19 protein-coding genes are annotated in these 17,304 nt (G+C 71.6%); 9 read left to right on the forward strand and 10 right to left on the reverse strand.

Going from position 1 to position 17,304, the window contains the following annotated elements; translation table 11 throughout:
* Window positions 1–181: 181 nt before the first annotated feature.
* Both ACWD35_RS21010 and ACWD35_RS21015 read right to left on the reverse strand, forming a co-directional pair.
* A complete protein-coding gene (locus tag ACWD35_RS21010; RefSeq protein ID WP_451352808.1) occupies window positions 182–1,039 on the reverse strand; it encodes a DUF3558 family protein in 858 nt (285 codons plus the stop codon).
* A 111-nt stretch (window positions 1,040–1,150) separates the two neighbouring features.
* Window positions 1,151–1,981, reverse strand: a complete 831-nt coding sequence (locus tag ACWD35_RS21015; RefSeq protein WP_451352809.1) for a DUF3558 domain-containing protein — start codon at window positions 1,979–1,981, stop codon at window positions 1,151–1,153.
* 230 nt (window positions 1,982–2,211) lie between these two features.
* On the opposite strand from ACWD35_RS21015, the gene ACWD35_RS21020 reads away from it, so the two are divergent.
* The 3 genes from ACWD35_RS21020 (at window position 2,212) to ACWD35_RS21030 (ending at window position 4,069) form a co-directional block, all read left to right on the forward strand.
* On the forward strand, window positions 2,212–3,405 hold the full coding sequence (locus tag ACWD35_RS21020; RefSeq protein ID WP_451352810.1) for an RtcB family protein: 1,194 nt from the start codon (window positions 2,212–2,214) through the stop codon (window positions 3,403–3,405).
* An 89-nt stretch (window positions 3,406–3,494) separates the two neighbouring features.
* Complete coding sequence (locus tag ACWD35_RS21025) at window positions 3,495–3,785, forward strand: hypothetical protein (protein ID WP_451352811.1); 291 nt, start codon at window positions 3,495–3,497, stop codon at window positions 3,783–3,785.
* Complete coding sequence (locus ACWD35_RS21030; RefSeq protein WP_451352812.1) at window positions 3,773–4,069, forward strand: hypothetical protein; 297 nt, start codon at window positions 3,773–3,775, stop codon at window positions 4,067–4,069. Before ACWD35_RS21025 ends, ACWD35_RS21030 begins: the two co-directional genes overlap by 13 nt.
* Here ACWD35_RS21030 and ACWD35_RS21035 read toward each other — a convergent pair whose 3' ends face one another.
* From ACWD35_RS21035 to ACWD35_RS21050, 4 genes are all read right to left on the reverse strand, one after another.
* The gene (locus ACWD35_RS21035; RefSeq protein ID WP_451352813.1) at window positions 4,070–4,258 is read right to left on the reverse strand and encodes a hypothetical protein; all 189 of its coding nucleotides are present in this window, start codon (window positions 4,256–4,258) and stop codon (window positions 4,070–4,072) included.
* Window positions 4,255–5,034 carry an SDR family NAD(P)-dependent oxidoreductase gene (locus ACWD35_RS21040; RefSeq protein WP_451352814.1) on the reverse strand — a complete coding sequence of 260 codons (780 nt, stop codon included), beginning with the start codon at window positions 5,032–5,034 and terminating at the stop codon, window positions 4,255–4,257. Before ACWD35_RS21040 ends, ACWD35_RS21035 begins: the two co-directional genes overlap by 4 nt.
* Window positions 5,035–5,098: 64 nt before the next feature.
* On the reverse strand, window positions 5,099–5,437 hold the full coding sequence (locus ACWD35_RS21045; RefSeq protein ID WP_451352815.1) for a YnfA family protein: 339 nt from the start codon (window positions 5,435–5,437) through the stop codon (window positions 5,099–5,101).
* A 53-nt stretch (window positions 5,438–5,490) separates the two neighbouring features.
* The gene (locus ACWD35_RS21050) at window positions 5,491–5,913 is read right to left on the reverse strand and encodes a winged helix-turn-helix transcriptional regulator (protein WP_451352816.1); all 423 of its coding nucleotides are present in this window, start codon (window positions 5,911–5,913) and stop codon (window positions 5,491–5,493) included.
* 138 nt (window positions 5,914–6,051) lie between these two features.
* On the opposite strand from ACWD35_RS21050, the gene ACWD35_RS21055 reads away from it, so the two are divergent.
* The 6 genes from ACWD35_RS21055 (at window position 6,052) to ACWD35_RS21080 (ending at window position 12,463) form a co-directional block, all read left to right on the forward strand.
* Window positions 6,052–6,942: an NADP-dependent oxidoreductase gene (locus tag ACWD35_RS21055; RefSeq protein ID WP_451352817.1), complete on the forward strand. Its 891-nt coding sequence runs from the start codon at window positions 6,052–6,054 to the stop codon at window positions 6,940–6,942.
* A gap of 137 nt (window positions 6,943–7,079) precedes the next feature.
* Window positions 7,080–8,162: an LLM class flavin-dependent oxidoreductase gene (locus ACWD35_RS21060; RefSeq protein WP_451352818.1), complete on the forward strand. Its 1,083-nt coding sequence runs from the start codon at window positions 7,080–7,082 to the stop codon at window positions 8,160–8,162.
* Complete coding sequence (locus tag ACWD35_RS21065) at window positions 8,159–8,731, forward strand: FMN reductase (RefSeq protein WP_451352819.1); 573 nt, start codon at window positions 8,159–8,161, stop codon at window positions 8,729–8,731. Before ACWD35_RS21060 ends, ACWD35_RS21065 begins: the two co-directional genes overlap by 4 nt.
* A gap of 207 nt (window positions 8,732–8,938) precedes the next feature.
* Entirely contained in the window at window positions 8,939–9,670 is a 732-nt protein-coding gene (locus tag ACWD35_RS21070) for a response regulator transcription factor (protein ID WP_451352820.1), read from the forward strand.
* Window positions 9,671–11,107 (forward strand): ATP-binding protein, encoded by a 1,437-nt coding sequence (locus ACWD35_RS21075; RefSeq protein WP_451352821.1) that lies wholly within the window; start codon window positions 9,671–9,673, stop codon window positions 11,105–11,107.
* A gap of 87 nt (window positions 11,108–11,194) precedes the next feature.
* On the forward strand, window positions 11,195–12,463 hold the full coding sequence (locus ACWD35_RS21080) for an ArgE/DapE family deacylase (protein ID WP_451352822.1): 1,269 nt from the start codon (window positions 11,195–11,197) through the stop codon (window positions 12,461–12,463).
* Here the strand turns inward: ACWD35_RS21080 and ACWD35_RS21085 are convergent.
* The 4 genes from ACWD35_RS21085 to pstB all read right to left on the reverse strand — a co-directional run bounded on the left by ACWD35_RS21085 (window position 12,432) and on the right by pstB (window position 17,268).
* Complete coding sequence (locus tag ACWD35_RS21085) at window positions 12,432–14,276, reverse strand: phosphatidylglycerol lysyltransferase domain-containing protein (protein ID WP_451352823.1); 1,845 nt, start codon at window positions 14,274–14,276, stop codon at window positions 12,432–12,434. The genes ACWD35_RS21080 and ACWD35_RS21085 overlap by 32 nt on opposite strands.
* Window positions 14,277–14,378: 102 nt before the next feature.
* Window positions 14,379–14,660, reverse strand: coding sequence for a hypothetical protein (locus tag ACWD35_RS21090; RefSeq protein WP_451352824.1), 282 nt, complete (start codon window positions 14,658–14,660; stop codon window positions 14,379–14,381).
* A 149-nt stretch (window positions 14,661–14,809) separates the two neighbouring features.
* The gene (locus ACWD35_RS21095) at window positions 14,810–16,234 is read right to left on the reverse strand and encodes a phytoene desaturase family protein (protein ID WP_451352825.1); all 1,425 of its coding nucleotides are present in this window, start codon (window positions 16,232–16,234) and stop codon (window positions 14,810–14,812) included.
* Window positions 16,235–16,401: 167 nt separating this feature from the next.
* Window positions 16,402–17,268: a phosphate ABC transporter ATP-binding protein PstB gene (pstB, locus tag ACWD35_RS21100; RefSeq protein WP_451352826.1), complete on the reverse strand. Its 867-nt coding sequence runs from the start codon at window positions 17,266–17,268 to the stop codon at window positions 16,402–16,404.
* Window positions 17,269–17,304 lie beyond the last annotated feature (36 nt).

Consider the following 17,304-nt stretch of genomic DNA (forward strand, 5'->3'; position numbering starts at 1 on the left):
CGGCGATGATCAAGGCGCCGCCAACGACCACGCCGATGAGAATGCGGTGCAACCGAGTCAGCTGCGGTGGCGCGGCCACTCGTACTCCCCTCCCGTTGCGTGCTCTTGCGCGCTACAGGGTGGCACATGTGTGCGCCGAACGCGGTACCGGTCCTTCCGGTAGACCCCGGCCGCCCTCCGATCAGGCCTTCTTCGCGCCCGACTTGGAGGGGGACGCGGAGGACGTCGTCGACGAACCGGCACCCGCACCGCCGTCGTTGGCCCGCGAGACCGCCGCCACGACCTCCTTGACGGCCTTCTCCGCGGCCTTGGCCAGCTCGCCGCCGTCCGGGGTCTTCTCGCCCGCGAGACCGGCACCGTTGTAGTCGAGGGTGATGACGACGTTCTCGACGCGGGAGACGACCGTCTGCTGCTTGAAGGCGCCTTCCTTCTTCTTCAGGTCGTAGCGCACGACCATCGCCTCGTCGCCCGCCCCGGACATCGGCGTCGAACTGGCGTGCGTCGCACCGGTCACCGTCTCGGCGCCCTTGACCTGCTGGTTGTAGTAGGTGTGCGCCTGGGTGTTGCCGGAGCCGCGGTTGGCGTCCGAGTCGAAGCGGAGCAGGGAGACGTTCAGCCAGCGGAACTGCGAGCCCTTGACGCCGTTGTTGTCCAGGCTGCTCCAGGCGCAGGAGGAACGGGACGCCGTGTCGTCGGTGGCGCCCTCCTTGGCGGAGCCGGTGCCCTTGGGGACCAGGCTGCCCAGGGTCTTGGCCGACAGCACCGAGCACGGCTTGGGCAGCTTCTTGAACGCGGCGGGCTGCACGGTCGGGGAGGCGCTGGCAGACGGCTTCTCGGAGGCACCGGCGCTCGGCGAGGCGCTGTTACCGCCATCGCCCTTGGCCTTGCTGTCGCCCGAGTCGGAGGAGCAGCCGGCGGCGATCAGCACCACGGGGACGGTGGCCGCGCAGACAAGGGCGCGACGGAGGCGCTTGGCTCGCTGGTCACGGTGGGCACGGTCGACTCGCTGGGCTGCTCGCTGCATGGTTCCTTCACTCATGACGCCGGGTGTTCGTGCGGGTTCCTGCGGGGCCACCGTACGCGGTGAAGGAGCTGTGCGGTTTCCGTTCACGGGCTTTGCGGGCGGCGGCGGAAACGACCGCGGGGGGCGTCAGGCGTTGAGCGCGCTGTCCAGTTGGGAGGCCAGATTACGGGCCCTGTCCTGCATTTCCTTGCTGTCCGGGACCGCGCCGACGGCCATCGGCTGCTCCTCGTACTCGATGGTGACGATGACGTTGGACGTGCGGAACACCACAGTCACCGTCCGCTGTTCGACCGTCGAACCGGACTCACCGAGCTGGTCGTCCAGGTACGCCTCGTCACCGAGTTCGGACAGCGCGCGGGGCTGGAGGTCGGCGGAGGAGGACGGGTCGTCACTCGGGGTGCCTGTGGAGGTCGAGGTCGCCGACGAGGAGGACGTCGGGGAGTGGGAAGCGGAGGGAGTGGAGGCCCCGGTGGTGGGCGTGGTGGGCGTGGCGGGCGTGGCGCTGGGACCGGGTATCCCGGCCGCCGTCCGCTTGTCCTGGAACAGGTTCATCGCCTGGTCGTCGTCACTGACCGTGTTGTCGTACGACACCACGCGCTCGAAGTCGACGGAGAGCCGGTCGGTGGCCTCGGCGGAGTCGACCTTCCAGCGGCAGCCCACCTTGCGGTCGGTGTCGTAGGTGAGCGCGGCCTCGCCGGCGTAGGCCTTGTCGCGCTGCTCCGGGTCGGCGATCTGCTGGATGCCGGGCAGCAGCGTGTCGAGGGTGTCGTGGCCGACCGCGCCGCAGGGCTCGGGGAGGCTGCGGTACCGGCCGGGCTGGGCCGCGACCGTGGCCGTGCCGGCCCCGCCCGGGTTGGCGTCGTCCGCCGGGCTCTCCCCGCCGGAGCCGCTCGTGCAGCCGGCCAGCAACGCCGCGAGGAGGGCGGCGGTACCGGTTACGTACGCCTTCCGCTGCACGGTCGGGCTCCTCTCGACGTGGGCGATCCGACGGTGCGCGATCGCTCGGTGCTCCAGTGTCCCCGCTGGTTATTCGCTTGCCGCAGCGGGGCGTCCCCTGGAGACAATGTGTATCGCACGCACTGCTGTGAACGCCGGTCCCATGTCCCTTTTCGACGACCTTGGCGCTGCTTTTGCGTTTTGCTGCTCTTAAGTCTTTTTGTTGTTGTCTTCGGGGGAACGAGGAAGATATGTCGTACGTAGAAATGCCGGGCGCGAAGGTCCCGATCCGCATGTGGGCGGACCCGGCGACGGTGGAGGACGTGGCCCTGCGGCAGCTCCAGAACGTGGCCACTCTGCCGTGGATCAAGGGTCTGGCGGTCATGCCGGACGTCCACTACGGGAAGGGCGCGACGGTCGGGTCGGTCATCGCCATGCAGGGGGCCGTATGCCCTGCCGCGGTGGGCGTGGACATCGGCTGCGGAATGTCCGCGGTGAAGACGTCGCTGACGGTGAATGATCTCCCCGGGGATCTGTCACGGCTGCGGTCGAAGATCGAGCAGGCGATTCCGGTGGGGCGGGGGATGCATGAGGACCCCGTCTGGCCGGGAGAGTTCCACGGGCTGGCCACCGCTGGGTGGGACGAGTTCTGGGGGCGGTTCGACGGGGTCGCGGAGGCGGTGAAGTTCCGGGAGGAGCGGGCGCACAAGCAGATGGGGACGCTCGGCGCCGGCAACCACTTCATCGAGGTGTGCACGGACACCGAAGGCGCCGTCTGGCTGATGCTGCACTCCGGTTCCCGGAACATCGGCAAGGAACTCGCCGAGCACCACATCGGCGTGGCCCATAAGCTCCCGCACAACCAGGGCCTGGTCGACCGCGACCTCGCTGTGTTCATCGCGGAGACCCCGCAGATGGCGGCGTATGAGCACGATCTCTACTGGGCTCAGCAGTACGCGAAGTACAACCGGTCGCTCATGATGGCGCTCCTCAAGGACGTGATCCGCAAGGAGTTCAAGAAGGCCAAGGTGACCTTCGAGCCCGAGGTGAGCTGCCACCACAACTACGTGAGCCGGGAGCGCTACGAGGGCATGGACCTGCTCGTCACCCGCAAGGGTGCGATCCGGGCCGGCTCCGGAGATTTCGGAATCATCCCGGGCTCGATGGGCACGGGTTCGTACATCGTGAAGGGTCTCGGGAACGAGAAGGCCTTCAACTCGGCCTCGCACGGCGCCGGTCGGCGCATGAGCCGCAACGCGGCCAAGCGGCGCTTCTCGACGAAGGACCTGGAGGAGCAGACGCAGGGAGTGGAGTGCCGTAAGGACTCCGGCGTCGTGGACGAGATCCCGGGCGCGTACAAGCCGATCGAGCAGGTCATCGATCAGCAGCGGGACCTCGTGGAGGTCGTGGCGAAGCTGAAGCAGGTCGTGTGCGTCAAGGGCTGACGCGAGAGGCCCCCGGTTGCCGGAACCGCGTCGGCCCGCTCGCTGTCTACCTCCTCGCCGGGCAACCGTCTGTCGGGGAGGGCCAGTTGATGAAGCACACACGCAGGCGTGCGGGGATATGGGCCGCCGGGCTCGTCGTGGTCGCGGGGAGTCTGCTCGCGGGGTGTTCGCAGAAGTACAACGACGAGCGGGGGAAGGGGGACGCCCCCGTGCAGGGGCGGGCGGGGGACAACACGCCTGCCGAGGTCTACAACATGCCCGACGGGTTCGGGAACCTCGCCACCAAGTGTGTGGGGCACGGGTTCCGGGCGTATGTGACGACCAACGCGTCCGGGCCGTCGAACGTGCAGATCGTGGAGGACAAGGCGTGCGCCGGCTGAGCGCCGTACTCGGTGTCTGTGCCGTGCTGCTGCTCAGCGGGTGTTCCCGGCAGTACTACGACGAGCGCGGCAAGGCGGACGCGCCCGTGAAGGGGCGCGCGGGGGAGAACAGCGCCGCCGAGGTCTACAACTTCCCGGACGGCTTCGGGAACCTCGCCACCAAGTGCGTGGGCAAGGGGAAGCGGGGCTACGCCACGACCAAGTTCGTGCAGGCCGAGGACGAGGACGACGTCAAGATCGTGCCGGCGAACGCCGTCATCGTCGACGACCCCTCGTGCCCCTGATCAGTGCCCGTGGCGTACGGCGTAGATCATCACGAACGCCAGGATGTGGATGCCGAAGAGGAAGTACGCCAGGAAGTACCAGACCTGGCGTTCGTCCTTCTTCTCCTGGGCCAGGCGGCGCTTCTCGGCGGATTCCGGGATACCGGGGGACTCTGCGGACTCCGCGGGCCCCGAGGACTCCTGCGTCATGACAGTTCCCTGTGCACCTTCGTGTTGGACGCCTGGGCGCGCGGGCGCAGGACGAGGAGGTCCACGTTGACGTGGCTGGGTCGGGTGACCGTCCAGGTGATCGTCTCGGCGACGTCGTCGGCGGTGAGGGGCTCGGCGACGCCCTGGTACACCTTCGCGGCCTTCTCGGTGTCGCCGCCGAAGCGGGTCAGCGCGAACTCGTCGGTCTTGACCATGCCGGGCGCGATCTCGATGACCCGCACCGGCTGGCCGACGATCTCCAGGCGCAGCGTCTCGGCGAGGACGTGGGCGCCGTGCTTGGCGGCCACATAGCCCCCGCCGCCCTCGTACGTGCCGTGCCCGGCGGTGGAGGACACCACGACCACCACTCCGTCACCGCTCGCCACCAGCTTGGGCAGCAGGGCCTGGGTGAGGTTCAGGGTGCCGATGACGTTCGTCTCGTACATCGTGCGCCAGTCCGCGGGGTCACCGGTGGCCACCGGGTCCGCGCCGAGCGCGCCGCCCGCGTTGTTGACCAGGACGCCGATCGTCTTGAAGGCCGTCGCGAACTCGTCGACCGCCGCGCGGTCGGTTACGTCGAGGGGGTAGGCCGTAGCCGAGTGCCCGGCCGCGTTGAGCTCCTCGGCCAGCGCCTCGATGCGGTCCTTGCGGCGGGCGGTGAGGACCACGCGGTAGCCCGCCGCGGCGAGCTGCCGGGCCGTGGCGGCGCCGATACCGCTGCTCGCACCGGTGACGACGGCGATGCGGGAGGCGGCGGACGGGGCGGCGGTGGCCATGGGCAGCTCCGGGCTCGTTCGGTGGCTTGTTCGGTGGTCGGGCTCTGTCCAATGTAAGTGAGCCTCAGCCCGTGCTTCGCGGCGCCCACATGATCACGGCCATTCCGGCCAGGCAGATGAGCGCCCCGGTGATGTCCCAGCGGTCGGGGCGGAAGCCGTCGGCGACGACACCCCACAGGAGCGAGCCGGCCACGAAGATCCCGCCGTACGCGGCCAGGATGCGGCCGAAGTGGGCGTCGGGCTGGAAGGTGGCGACGAAGCCGTAGGCGCCGAGGGCGAGGACTCCGCCGGTGATCCACAGCCAGCCGCGGTGTTCCCGCAGGCCCTGCCAGACCAGCCAGGCCCCGCCGATCTCGAACAGCGCGGCGAGGACGAACAGGGTGGCGGAGCGGAGGATCGTCATGCCCGCAGCTTCGCACGCCGGGGTGCGCGTTCTGACATGGCCGGTGGCGGCGTCTAGGCGGCGTTCTCAGCGCTTTCGGTGTTCTCGGCGTCGTAGCGCTCGCGGGCCGTCCGGACCTCCTCGAAGTTGGTCTCCGCCCAGTTCTTCACCGCGCTGAGCAGGGCGGCGAGGCTGCTGCCGAGCGGGGTGAGGGCGTAGTCGACGCGGACCGGGACGGAGGGGGTGACGGTGCGGGTGATGATGCCGTCGCGCTCCAGGGTGCGCAGTGTCTGGGTGAGCATCTTGGGGCTGACACCCGCGATCTTGCGGTTGAGGTCGCTGTAGCGCATGGGGGCGGGGACGAGCGCGGCCACGACCAGGCTGACCCACTTGTCGCTGAGCCGGCCGAGGAGCTGGTTGGTGGGGCAGGCGCGCAGGAAGGCGTCGTACTCGACTCGGGCCTGCTCGCGGCGCTGGGCCGCTGTCGTGGTCGCCATGGGCTTGCTCTCCTTCGGGACAGCTACGCACTCTCAGGTAACTACTTACCAATGGATAGTACATCTCCTAGAGTTGGTGTCGCGGCCGGGAAAACGCCGCGAAGCTCATCAAATGACTTGTAATCGGGGAGAGTTGACATGCGTGCTGCTGTGGTGACGACGTTCGGTGGTCCGGAGGCCGTGGAGCTCGTGGACGTGGCGGTGCCGGAGCCGGGGGCCGGGCAGGTGCGGATCAAGGTGGCGGCCAGCGCGGTGAACCCCGTGGACCTGGCCGTGCGGGCCGGCATCTTCGGCGGGGCGGGCCGGACGCTGGGGCTCGGCTGGGACGTGGCCGGGACGGTGGACGCGGTGGGGGTGGCCGCGGCCTGGCAGGTCGGCGACGAGGTGGTGGCGCTCGCGGCGGGCGTGGTCGATCCGCTGGGAGCGCACGCCGAGTATGTCGTCGTGCCGGCGGACGCGGTGGCCAAGGCGCCGGCCACGGTGGACGCGGTGCATGCAGGCGCCCTGCCGCTGAACGGGCTGACCGCCGTCCAGGCCCTCGACCTGCTGGACCTGGCGCCGGGTGCGTCGCTGCTGGTGACCGGTGCCGCGGGTGCGGTCGGCGGGTTCGCCGTCCAGCTGGCCGCGCGGCGGGGGATCGTGGTGACCGGGCAGGCCCGGGCGATGGACGAGGAGCTGGTGCGGTCGCTGGGGGCTGCGGAGTTCACGGCCGACGGGGTTGCGCCGGGCAGTGTGGACGCGGTGCTGGACGCGGCGATGCTCGGGGAGCCGGCGCTGGAGTCGGTGCGGAACGGGGGTGTCTTCGTCAGTGCCCAGCCCGGCCGGCAGCCCGCCCCGGTGCGCGGGGTGCGGACCACGGCCGTGGAGGTGAGCGCCGACGGTGCACGGCTGTCGGAGCTGGTCCGGCTGGTGGACGAGGGGGTCCTGACGCTCCGGGTGGCCGAGACCTTCACCCTGGCCGACGCCGCGAAGGCGCACGAGCGGCTGGCGCAGGGGGGTGTCCGGGGGCGGCTGGTGCTGGTGCCCTGAGGGGGCGGCCGGGGTGCCCCTGACGGTGCTGTCGGGTGCGCCGCCAAGGTCGGGGTGCCGGGATGGAATATTCGCCGGGTGGGTGACTGTTGCAAGGGCTTAGTTGAACAGTCAACAAGCCTGGAGGATGAGCGGCCATGCAGTTCGGGATCTTCACGGTCGGCGACGTCACGCCGGACCCCACGACGGGGCGTACGCCGACCGAGCGCGAGCGGATCAAGGCCATGGTCGCCATCGCGCTGAAGGCCGAAGAGGTCGGCCTGGACGTCTTCGCGACCGGTGAGCACCACAACCCGCCGTTCGTGCCGTCCTCCCCGACCACGATGCTCGGCTACATAGCGGCGCAGACGGAGAAGCTGATCCTCTCCACCTCCACCACCCTGATCACCACCAACGACCCGGTGAAGATCGCGGAGGACTTCGCGATGCTCCAGCACCTGGCCGACGGGCGTGTCGACCTGATGATGGGCCGCGGCAACACCGGGCCGGTCTACCCCTGGTTCGGGCAGGACATCCGGCAGGGCATCAACCTCGCCGTCGAGAACTACGCGCTGGTGCACCGGCTGTGGCGCGAGGACGTCGTCGACTGGGAGGGGAAGTTCCGTTCGCCCCTGCAGGGCTTCACGTCGACGCCGCGCCCGCTGGACGGGGTGCCGCCGTTCGTCTGGCACGGGTCGATCCGCTCGCCGGAGATCGCCGAGCAGGCCGCGTACTACGGCGACGGGTTCTTCCACAACAACATCTTCTGGCCGGCCGACCACACCAAGCGGATGGTCGAGCTGTACCGGAGCCGGTACGCCCACTACGGGCACGGCACGCCGGAGCAGGCGATCGTGGGGCTCGGCGGCCAGGTGTTCATGCGGCGCAACTCGCAGGACGCGGTCCGCGAGTTCCGGCCGTACTTCGACAACGCGCCGGTGTACGGGCACGGGCCCTCGCTGGAGGAGTTCACCGAGCAGACCCCGCTGACGGTCGGTTCCCCGCAGCAGGTGATCGAGAAGACGCTGTCCTTCCGGGAGTACGCCGGTGACTACCAGCGCCAGCTGTTCCTGATGGACCACGCGGGGCTGCCGCTGAAGACCGTGCTGGAGCAGCTCGACATGCTCGGCGAGGAGGTCGTACCGGTGCTGCGCAAGGAGTTCGCGAACGGCCGTCCGGCGGCTGTGCCGGAGGCGCCGACGCACGCTTCCCTCAAGGCTTCCCAGGAGGTGTCCGCATGAAGCTCGTCGTCGTCTCGGCGGGGCTGAGCGTTCCGTCGTCCACGCGGCTGCTGGGTGACCGGCTGGCCGCGGCGGTGGACCGGCAGACGCCGGTGGATGTGCAGGTCGTCGAGTTGCGCGACCTCGCGGTCGAGATCGCGCACAACTTCACCAACGGGTTCGCCGGGACGGCTCTGGCCGCCGCGCAGGACGCGGTGGCGGGGGCCGACGGGCTGATCGTCGTCACGCCCGTGTTCAGCGCGTCCTACAGCGGGCTGTTCAAGTCGTTCTTCGACGTGCTCGACAAGGACGCGCTGGCGGGCAAGCCGGTGCTGATCGCGGCGACCGGGGGTACGGGGCGGCACTCGCTGGTACTGGAACATGCGCTGCGGCCGTTGTTCGCGTACCTGCGGGCCGTGGTCGTGCCGACCGCTGTCTACGCCGCCTCGGAGGACTGGGGCGCGGAGGGGCTGCCCGAGCGGATCGAACGGGCGGCGGGGGAGCTGGCCGCGCTCATGCCTACGGCGGCTCGGCCGAGGGAGGCGGTTGTCGTCCCGTTCGCGGAACAGCTGGCGGCGCTGCGCCCCTAGGCCCTGTCGGCCTGGCTTTTGCCCACCCGCCCGACTCGGTCGGCCGAAAGGCTGCCGGCTCGCGTGGGTGGTGCCGGGCGGGATGCGGTGAGAAGACGGTAGGGGCGGGGGGTGGGTTCCGCTGTGACGGTGAGAGAGGGGTAAAAAGCGTGATCGTAGGCCTGCTCGTCCCGGCCTAACCGCCGGAGGCCTTGGCAGACTGGGTGCGTGCCCCAGACTGTGCTGCTCGCCGAAGACGACCGTGCCATCCGTCATGCCCTGGAGCGTGCCCTGACGCTGGAAGGGTACGAGGTGACGGCGGTCGCCGACGGCGTCGAGGCGCTCGCTCAGGCCCACAGGACGCCGCCGGACATTCTCGTCCTCGACGTGATGATGCCTGGTATCGACGGGCTCCAGGTCTGCCGGGTGCTGCGTGCCGAGGGCGACCGCACTCCGATCCTGATGCTCACCGCCCTCGTGGAGACCGCCGACCGGATCGCCGGCCTGGACGCCGGTGCCGACGACTACGTCGTCAAGCCGTTCGACGTCGAAGAGGTCTTCGCCCGGCTGCGGGCTCTGCTGCGTCGTACGACGCCCGTGGCTGCCTCGGCGGCAGGTGCGAGTGGTGGGGACGGCGGGCGGGAGCCGCAGCTCTCCGACCGGCAGGTCGAGGCCGCCGGGATCCGCATGGACCTCCAGGCCCGCCGCGCCTGGCGCGGCACGCGCGAGCTGGAGCTGACCCGTACCGAGTTCGAGCTGCTGGAGCTGCTCGTGCGGAACGCCGGCATCGTGCTCGATCATTCGACGATCTACGACCGGATCTGGGGCTACGACTTCGGGCCCGGCTCCAAGAACCTCGCTGTCTACGTCGGCTACCTGCGCCGCAAGCTGGACGAACCCGGCGCGTCGCAGCTGATCCACACCGTGCGGGGCGTGGGTTACGTGTTGCGGGAGGACTGAGTGAGCCGCCGCCGGCGGCTGCTGGACCGGCCGCGGCCGAAGCTGGTCTCCCTGCGGACCACCTTCGCTGTCTCCTTCGCGGCCGTCACCGCGGCCGTCGCGATCCTCGTCGGCATCGTGTCGTACGGCTCCGCCGCCCGCCTGGTCCGGGTCGACCAGCAGTCGGTGTTCACGCAGGTCGTGCAGGACGTCCGGGACGAGGTGCGGCAGCACGAGATGGTCCCGGAGGACTTCTCCTCCTCCCGGCCGGGCCATGATCTGGTCCGGCCCGCCCGCACCGACGTACAGGTGCTCGGCGATCAGGGGCAGATCGTCGACCACGGCAACCCCGTGCTGCCCGTCACCGGCCACGACAAGTCCGTCGCGCGGGCTCAGACGGCCGGGAAGGTGGTCGAGCACAAGGACGTCGGGGTCGACAGTGACCTGTTCCGCATCGCCACGGTGTCGCTGGGCGACGGGCGGGGCGCGGTGCAGGTCGCGCAGGAGTTCAGTGATACCGAGGATCTGCTGCGTACGCTCCAGCAGCGGACGCTGATCCTGATGGCGGCGGTCGTGGTGCTGGCCGGTCTGTTCGGCTGGTGGCTGGCCCGGCGGATCACCATGCGGCTGGTGATACTGACCTCCGCCGCGGAGGACGTGGCGCGCACCCGGCAGCTGGGCATCCAGGTGCCGGTCGTCGGGCTCGACGAGGTGGGGCGGCTCGGGCGGGCGTTCGACCGGATGCTGGGGCGGCTCGCGCAGTCGGAGGAGGACCAGCGGCGGCTGGTGCAGGACGCGGGGCACGAGCTGCGTACGCCGCTCACGTCGTTGCGTACGAACATCTCGCTGCTGCGCCGGATCGACGAGCTGCCGCCCGCGACCCGGGAGGACCTCGTCGCCGACCTCACCCAGGAGGCCCGTGAGCTGACCGACCTGGTCAACGAGCTGGTCGACCTCGCCGCCGGGCAGTCCGACACGGAGCCGCCGCAGCGGGTGGACCTCGCCGACATCGCGGAGGACGTGGTGGGGCTGGCGAAGCGGCGTACCGGGCGGGAGATCGTGCTGCGGACCAGCGGCGACACGAGTACGGACGGGCGGCCGGGGATGTTGCAGCGGGCCCTCTCCAACCTGGTGGAGAACGCGGCGAAGTTCGACCGGGGCGGGAAGGCGCCGATCGAGATCCACATCGCGGGGCCGGCGCGGCCGGGGGCGGTGCGGGTGGAGGTGCTGGACCGGGGGCCCGGGATCGCCGAGGGGGATCTGATCCGGATCTTCGACCGGTTCTACCGGGCTGCGGATGCGCGGTCCCTGCCGGGGTCCGGGCTGGGGCTGTCGATCGTGCGTGAGGTTGCCATGGCGCATGGGGGCGCGCCGTTTGCCTTCCGGCGAGAAGGGGGCGGGGCGGTGATCGGGTTCACGGTGGGCGGGGGGTCCGCCTCGGCTTCGCCTTCGGCGTAGTCGTCTCCCACCTGCGCTCGGGGGTAGCCCCGGAGTGCGGGCCGGGCCATGATCTGAGCGGGAGCTTGGCTCGGGAGGGGAGGTTCCGTGCTCAGTGATCAGGAGGCTGCCGCCCTTGCCTGCATCGACGAGGCGGCGATCGGGCGGACGCTGCTCGAGTTGATCGCGGTGCCCAGTGTGACCGGGAGCGCCGCCGAGTCGGAGCTTCAGCATCTGCTCGCCGGGCGGCTGGAGCGGCTGGGCCTGGACGTCGATCTGTGGGCCATGGATCTGCCTGCGCTCCGCGCCGACCCGGAATTTCCCGGGATGGAGGTCCCGCGGGACGAGGCCTGGGGGCTGGTCGGCCATACCGCGGCCGAGGGCGACGGGCCCACGCTGATCCTCCAGGGGCACGTGGACGTCGTACCGCCCGGGGATCTTCGCGCCTGGGACGGGGATCCGTTCGTGCCGCGGGTCACCGGGGACGTCGTGCACGGGCGCGGGGCCTGTGACATGAAGGCGGGGCTGGTCGCGCATCTGGCCGCGCTCGATGCGATCCGGGCGGCCGGGGTGCGGCTGCGCGGGCGGGTTGCCGTCCACTTCGTCGTCGGGGAGGAGGACGGCGGGATCGGCGCCTTCGGGACCCTGAAGCGGGGGTACGGCGGGGACGCCTGTGTCGTCACCGAGCCGACCGGCGGAACCCTCGTCACCGCCAACGCAGGGGCGCTGACCTTCCGCCTCTCCGTGCCGGGCCGGGCCGCCCACGCCAGTTCACGGGACGCCGGGGTCAGCGCCGTCGACGCGTATCTGCCGCTCCATGAGGCGCTGGCCCGCCTGGAGACGGCCCGCAACGCCGACCCCTCCCCGCTGATGGCCGAGTATCCGATCCCGTACGCCCTCTCCGTCGGGACCCTGCGGGCGGGGGACTGGGCCAGCAGCGTGCCCGATCTGCTGGTTGCGGAAGGGCGGCTGGGGGTGCGGCTGGGGGAGGACGCCGGCGCCGCGCGAGCGGAGTTCGAGCGGTGTGTGGCCGAGGTCTGCGCCGGCCACCCCTGGCTGCGGGAGCATCCGGCGAGCGTGAGCTGGCCGGGCGGGCAGTTCGCGAGCGGACGCCTCCCGGAGGGGCATCCGCTGCGCGACGAGGTGCGCGACGCCTGCGCCGACGCCAACGGCTGGGCCACCCGGCCCCGCGAGCGCGGGGCGCCGTACGGCAGCGATCTGCGGCTCTACGCGGGAGCCGGGATACCGACGCTGCAGTACGGGCCGGGCGACGTACGGGTCGCGCACAGCCCCCGGGAGTGCGTGTCCCTGCGTGAGGTGGTGGAGGCGGCGCGGACCCTCGTGCTCACCGTGATGCGGTCGGTCGGGGTGAAGTGACCCCGTCGGCGCAGCTCTGCTGACGGCGCCGGGTGAAGGCCGGCAGGCTCGGCGGGGTCAGGAAGCCCTCCGCGCGGGCGCTCGCCAGGCCGATGCGCGGGATGTCGGCGCTCTTGGCGAAGAGCAGGAAGCGGGGTTCCCACACCGGGCGGTACTTGGCGTTCGCGCGGTACAGGGACTCGATCTGCCACCAGCGTGAGAAGAAGGTGAGGATCGAGCGCCACAGCCGCAGCACCGGGCCCGCGCCGAGGCGGGCGCCCCGCTCGAACACCGAGCGGAACATGGCGAAGTTCAGCGAGACCCGTCGTACGCCCAACTCCTCTGCGTGCAGCAGGAGTTCCACGACCATGTACTCCATCAGGCCGTTCTCGCAGGCGCGGTCGCGGCGCATCAGGTCCAGGGACAGACCGTGCTCGCCCCAGGGGACGAAGCTGAGCAGGGCCCGCGGGCGGCCCTCCGCGTCCCGGCACTCCAGCATCATGCAGCGGCCGTCGGACTCGTCGCCGAGGCGGCCCAGGGCCATGGAGAAGCCGCGCTCGGTGGCGCCGTCGCGCCACTGGTCGGCGCGGTCGATGAGGAGGGCCATCTCGTCGTCGGGGATGTCCTCGTGGCGGCGGACGCGGACGGTGTAGCCGGCCCGCTTGACCCGGTTGTGGGCCTGGCGGACGACGCGCATGGCGCGGCCGTCGAGGGTGAAGTCGGCGAGGTCCACGATCGCCTCGTCGCCGAGTTCGAGGGCGTCCAGGCCGTGCCGGGCGTAGATCGTGCCCGCTTCCTCGCCGGCGCCCATCACGGCCGGGGTCCAGGCGTGGCGGCGGGCCTCGGCGAGCCAGGCGTCGATGGCGCCGGGCCAGGCCTCGGGGTCGCCGATGGGGTCGCCGGAGGCGAGGCTGACGCCGCCGATGACGCGGTAGGTGATGGCGGCCTTGCCGCTCGGGGAGAAGACGACGGCCTTGTCGCGGCGCAGCGCGAAGTAGCCGAGGGAGTCGCGGTCGCCGTGCCGGTCCAGCAGGGCCCGCAGCCGCTGCTCGTCCTCCGTGTCGAGCAGGCGCTCGCCGCGGGGGGCGCGGAAGCAGGCGTACAGGACGAGCAGGAAGGTCGCCGCGATCAGGCTGTTGACGATGATGTCGGCCCAGCGGGGCGCGTGGACGGCGTCCACGCGGTCGGCGAGCGGGCCGACGCTGATGCCGCGCAGCAGGGTGTAGGCGACCTCGTCGAGGAGGCTGGCGCCGGGGAGCTTGTTGGTGAGGTGCACCAGCAGCGTGCCGAGCGCGGCGCTGATCAGGGAGCCGCCCGCGCCGACCGCGAGGGCCAGGCGCGGGTTGGAGCGGTCGCCGATCGCGTCGAACTCGCGGCGGCCGATGAGCAGGGCGGCCACGAACAGGGCGGTGAGGGCGGCGGAGGCCCAGTTGAAGAGGTGCTCCTGGTACGACCCGTGGGTGAGGGCGAGGGTGTACAGGGCGAGGAGGGGGCCGGCGAGCAGCAGGTTGAAGACCCAGGCGGCCCGTTTGCGGCGGCGCATCACCATGGCCAGGAAGAGGGCGAGGGCCGCCGAGGCGAGGCCGGCGGTGGCCAGGTACGGGGTGAAGTACTCGCCCGCGTTGTGCTCGTGCACCTCCTCCCGGAAGGGGAGGGAGATCACGCAGGCGATGTTCAGCACGACCATGAGCCGCAGGTACCAGACGGTGGCCGCGGCGGCCCGCTTCCGCAGCCGGTCACGGCCGGGGGAGGGGACGAGGGAGAAGATCGTGCGGAGGGGGTTGCGCTGAGTGGAGACCTGTGGAGGGATCAGGGTCGACTCTGGTGCGGGCATGGTGACTGGTCACCTTGGGGGAGGGGGACGGGGTGAAACACTGACCCTACAGCTCGTAGGGTAGTGGGGATAAGGGGTTGCGCATATCCGATGCACAGGTTCTCATCCCGGCTCCTGTGTGCCGCGCCGGGCTGCCACCAGGTGCCAGGCCAGGTTGCCCGCCGCCGCCCCGGCCGCCACCGCGGCGACGATCACTCCGCCGGTCGCGAGGCCGTCGCTGAACAGGTGCGGGCGCCGGGCAAGGCTGTGCAGCCCGAAGCCGCACAGCTCGTACACGCCGATCGCGGCGATGATCAGGCTGACGACCAGCAGAGTCAGCGTCGGCGCGAGACTGCGCACGTCGACCTCCACCGGTGGACTCGCTTCCGCTTGTGTCTCCTGCATGCGTCCCCCGTTGAACAGACGTGTGACCGTGGCCGGTTGGGAACCCTACATTACGTAGGGTCGCACGGCTCGCCGCCGTGCGGGGCCGGGGCTGCAGCAGATGCAGGACACCATCGCCGACTTTGTCACCAAGCACACCGCCTGACCCGTCACCCGCCGCGCACGCCGAGGTGCCGCAGTGCCGACGCTGCCGCGCCCGCTCCGCACATGCCGTGTGCGCCCGGGCCGGGCGGGGTGGCGGCCGAGCAGAGGAAGACGCCGGGGACGCCGGTGGCGTACGGGTCGAGCGCCGCGCGCGGGCCGAGCAGGAGCCGCAGGGGCGTCTTCGCGCCGGTGAGGATGTCCCCGCCGCCGAAGTTGGCGTTCGCCGAGGCGAAATCGGCGGGCCGGGTCACGCGGACGCCCAGGATGCGCTCCCGCACCCCCGGCGCGAAGCGCTCCAGCTGCCGCAGCACCGCCTCCGTCGCGTCCCCGTCGTAGCCGTGCGGGACGTGCGCGTACGTCCACACCGGGTGCACGTTCCCGACCGAGCGTGCCGGGTCCGCCAGGTACTGCTGTCCGACCAGGACGAACGGGCGGTCGGGCATGCGGCCCGCCGCCACCTCCCGTTCCCCGTGGGCGACTTCGGCGAACGTGCCGCCGACGTGGACGGTGCCGGCGCGGCGGGCCTCCTCGTTGGTCCAGGGCACGCCGTCCTCGACCGCCAGGTCGAGCTTGTACGCGCCGGGGCCGCGTCGGAAGCGCTCATAGGCGGCCCGCGCCCGGGGCGGCAGCCGGTCGCCGTAGAGGGCGGCGACCTGGCCGGGGTCGAGGTCCAGCAGGGTCACGTCCGCGGGCGGGATCTGCGCGCGGTCGGTGACCCGTACCCCGGTGTGGACCTTGCCGCCGTGCACCCGCAGCACCTGTTCCATGGCGCGGGCGATGGCGCCCGACCCGCCTTCCGCGGCGGCCCAGCCGGCGGCGTGACCGGCGGTGAGGATGCCGAGGCCGATCGCGGAGCTGAGCGGAGCGGACAGCGGGCGGAACGCGTGCGCCGCGACCCCGGCCCACAGCGCCCGTGCCTGCGGGGTGCGGAACAGGCGCGCCAGGGCGGCGGCCGGCGCCAGTGTCGGCAGGCCGAAACGCGCGAGCAGCAGCGGGTGCCGGGGGACGCGGAGGAGCGGGCCCATGACGTCGTCGGCCAGGGCGTCCCAGTGGTGCACCGGCCGTTCGAACAGTGCTCGGTACCGCCCGCCGTCCACACCCAGGCCGCGGGCGGTCTCGGCCACGGAGCGCAGCAGGACGCCGGCCGTGCCGTCGTCGAGCGGGTGGACGCAGTCGACCTCCGGGAGCACCCAGCGCAGTCCGTGGCGTTCGAGGTCCAGCGCGCGGAGCGCGGGAGAGGTGACGGCCATGGGGTGGATGGCCGAGCAGTGGTCGTGCAACAGGCCGGGGACGAGGGCCTCGTAGCTGCGGGTGCCTCCGCCGGTCTCGGCGGCGGCCTCCAGGAGGGTGACCTCAAGGCCCGCCTTGGCCAGCAGGGCCCCCGCGGCGAGCCCGTTGGGCCCGCCGCCGACGACGACCGCGGTGGTCATGAAGCTGTGTCCCAGCTGCTCGGCGTGTCCGGCGTGCTCGGCCGGAGGGTGTGCACGGTGTGCACGTCGTGGACAGGCTAGCCGGGCCCGCCGGTGGGCCAGGGCCGGCGGGTCAGCATGTCCCGCACCCTGACCAGGCCGCGCTCCAGCGGTCCGAGGGCGGCGGATCAGCCGAAGCGGCCCGCGACGTAGTCCGCCGTGCGCTGGTCCGCCGGGGTGGAGAACATCTGCTCCGTGTCGCCGTGCTCGACGATGCCGCCGGGCGTGCCCTGCTCGGCGAGGAAGAAGGCGCACTGGTCGGAGACGCGCGCCGCCTGCTGCATGTTGTGCGTGACGATCACGATGGTGACCTGGCCCGCGAGCTCGCCGATCGTCTCCTCCACGCGGCGGGTGGAGGTGGGGTCGAGCGCCGAGCACGGCTCGTCCATGAGCAGGACGCGGGGGCGTACGGCCAGCGCGCGGGCGATGCACAGGCGCTGCTGCTGGCCGCCGGAGAGCGCGCCGCCCGGCTGGCGGAGGCGGTCGCGGACCTCCTTCCACAGGCCGGCGCGGGTCAGCGACTCCTCCACCAGCTCGTCCTTCTCCCGGCGGCCCGCCCGGACGCCGGTCAGCTTCAGGCCCGCCACCACGTTGTCGTAGATCGACATGGCCGGGAACGGGTTCGGCTTCTGGAAGACCATGCCGATACGGCGCCGGGCCTCGGTCAGCCGCCGTTCGGGTGCGTAGATGTCCTCGCCCTCGAAGAGCACCTCGCCGCCGAAGGCCGCGCCGGGGATCATCTCGTGCATGCGGTTGAGCGTGCGCAGGAACGTCGACTTGCCGCAGCCGGAGGGGCCGATCAGGGCCGTCACGCGACCCGCGGGCATGGTCAGCGAGACACGGCTGAGCACCTGATGGCTGCCGAACCAGGCCGAGACCGCGCGGGCCTCCAGGGTGGCGGGGCCGGGCCCGGCGGGGGCCTCGGGGGCTGCGGCATCCGTGGGGTCCGTGGGGTCCGTCGGGTCCGTGGCGGGCAGAAAGGCGGTGTCGGTCATCGGGGCCACCTCGGGGCGGGGTCGGTCACGGCGGGT

Source organism: Streptomyces sp. NPDC002671, assembly GCF_053592475.1.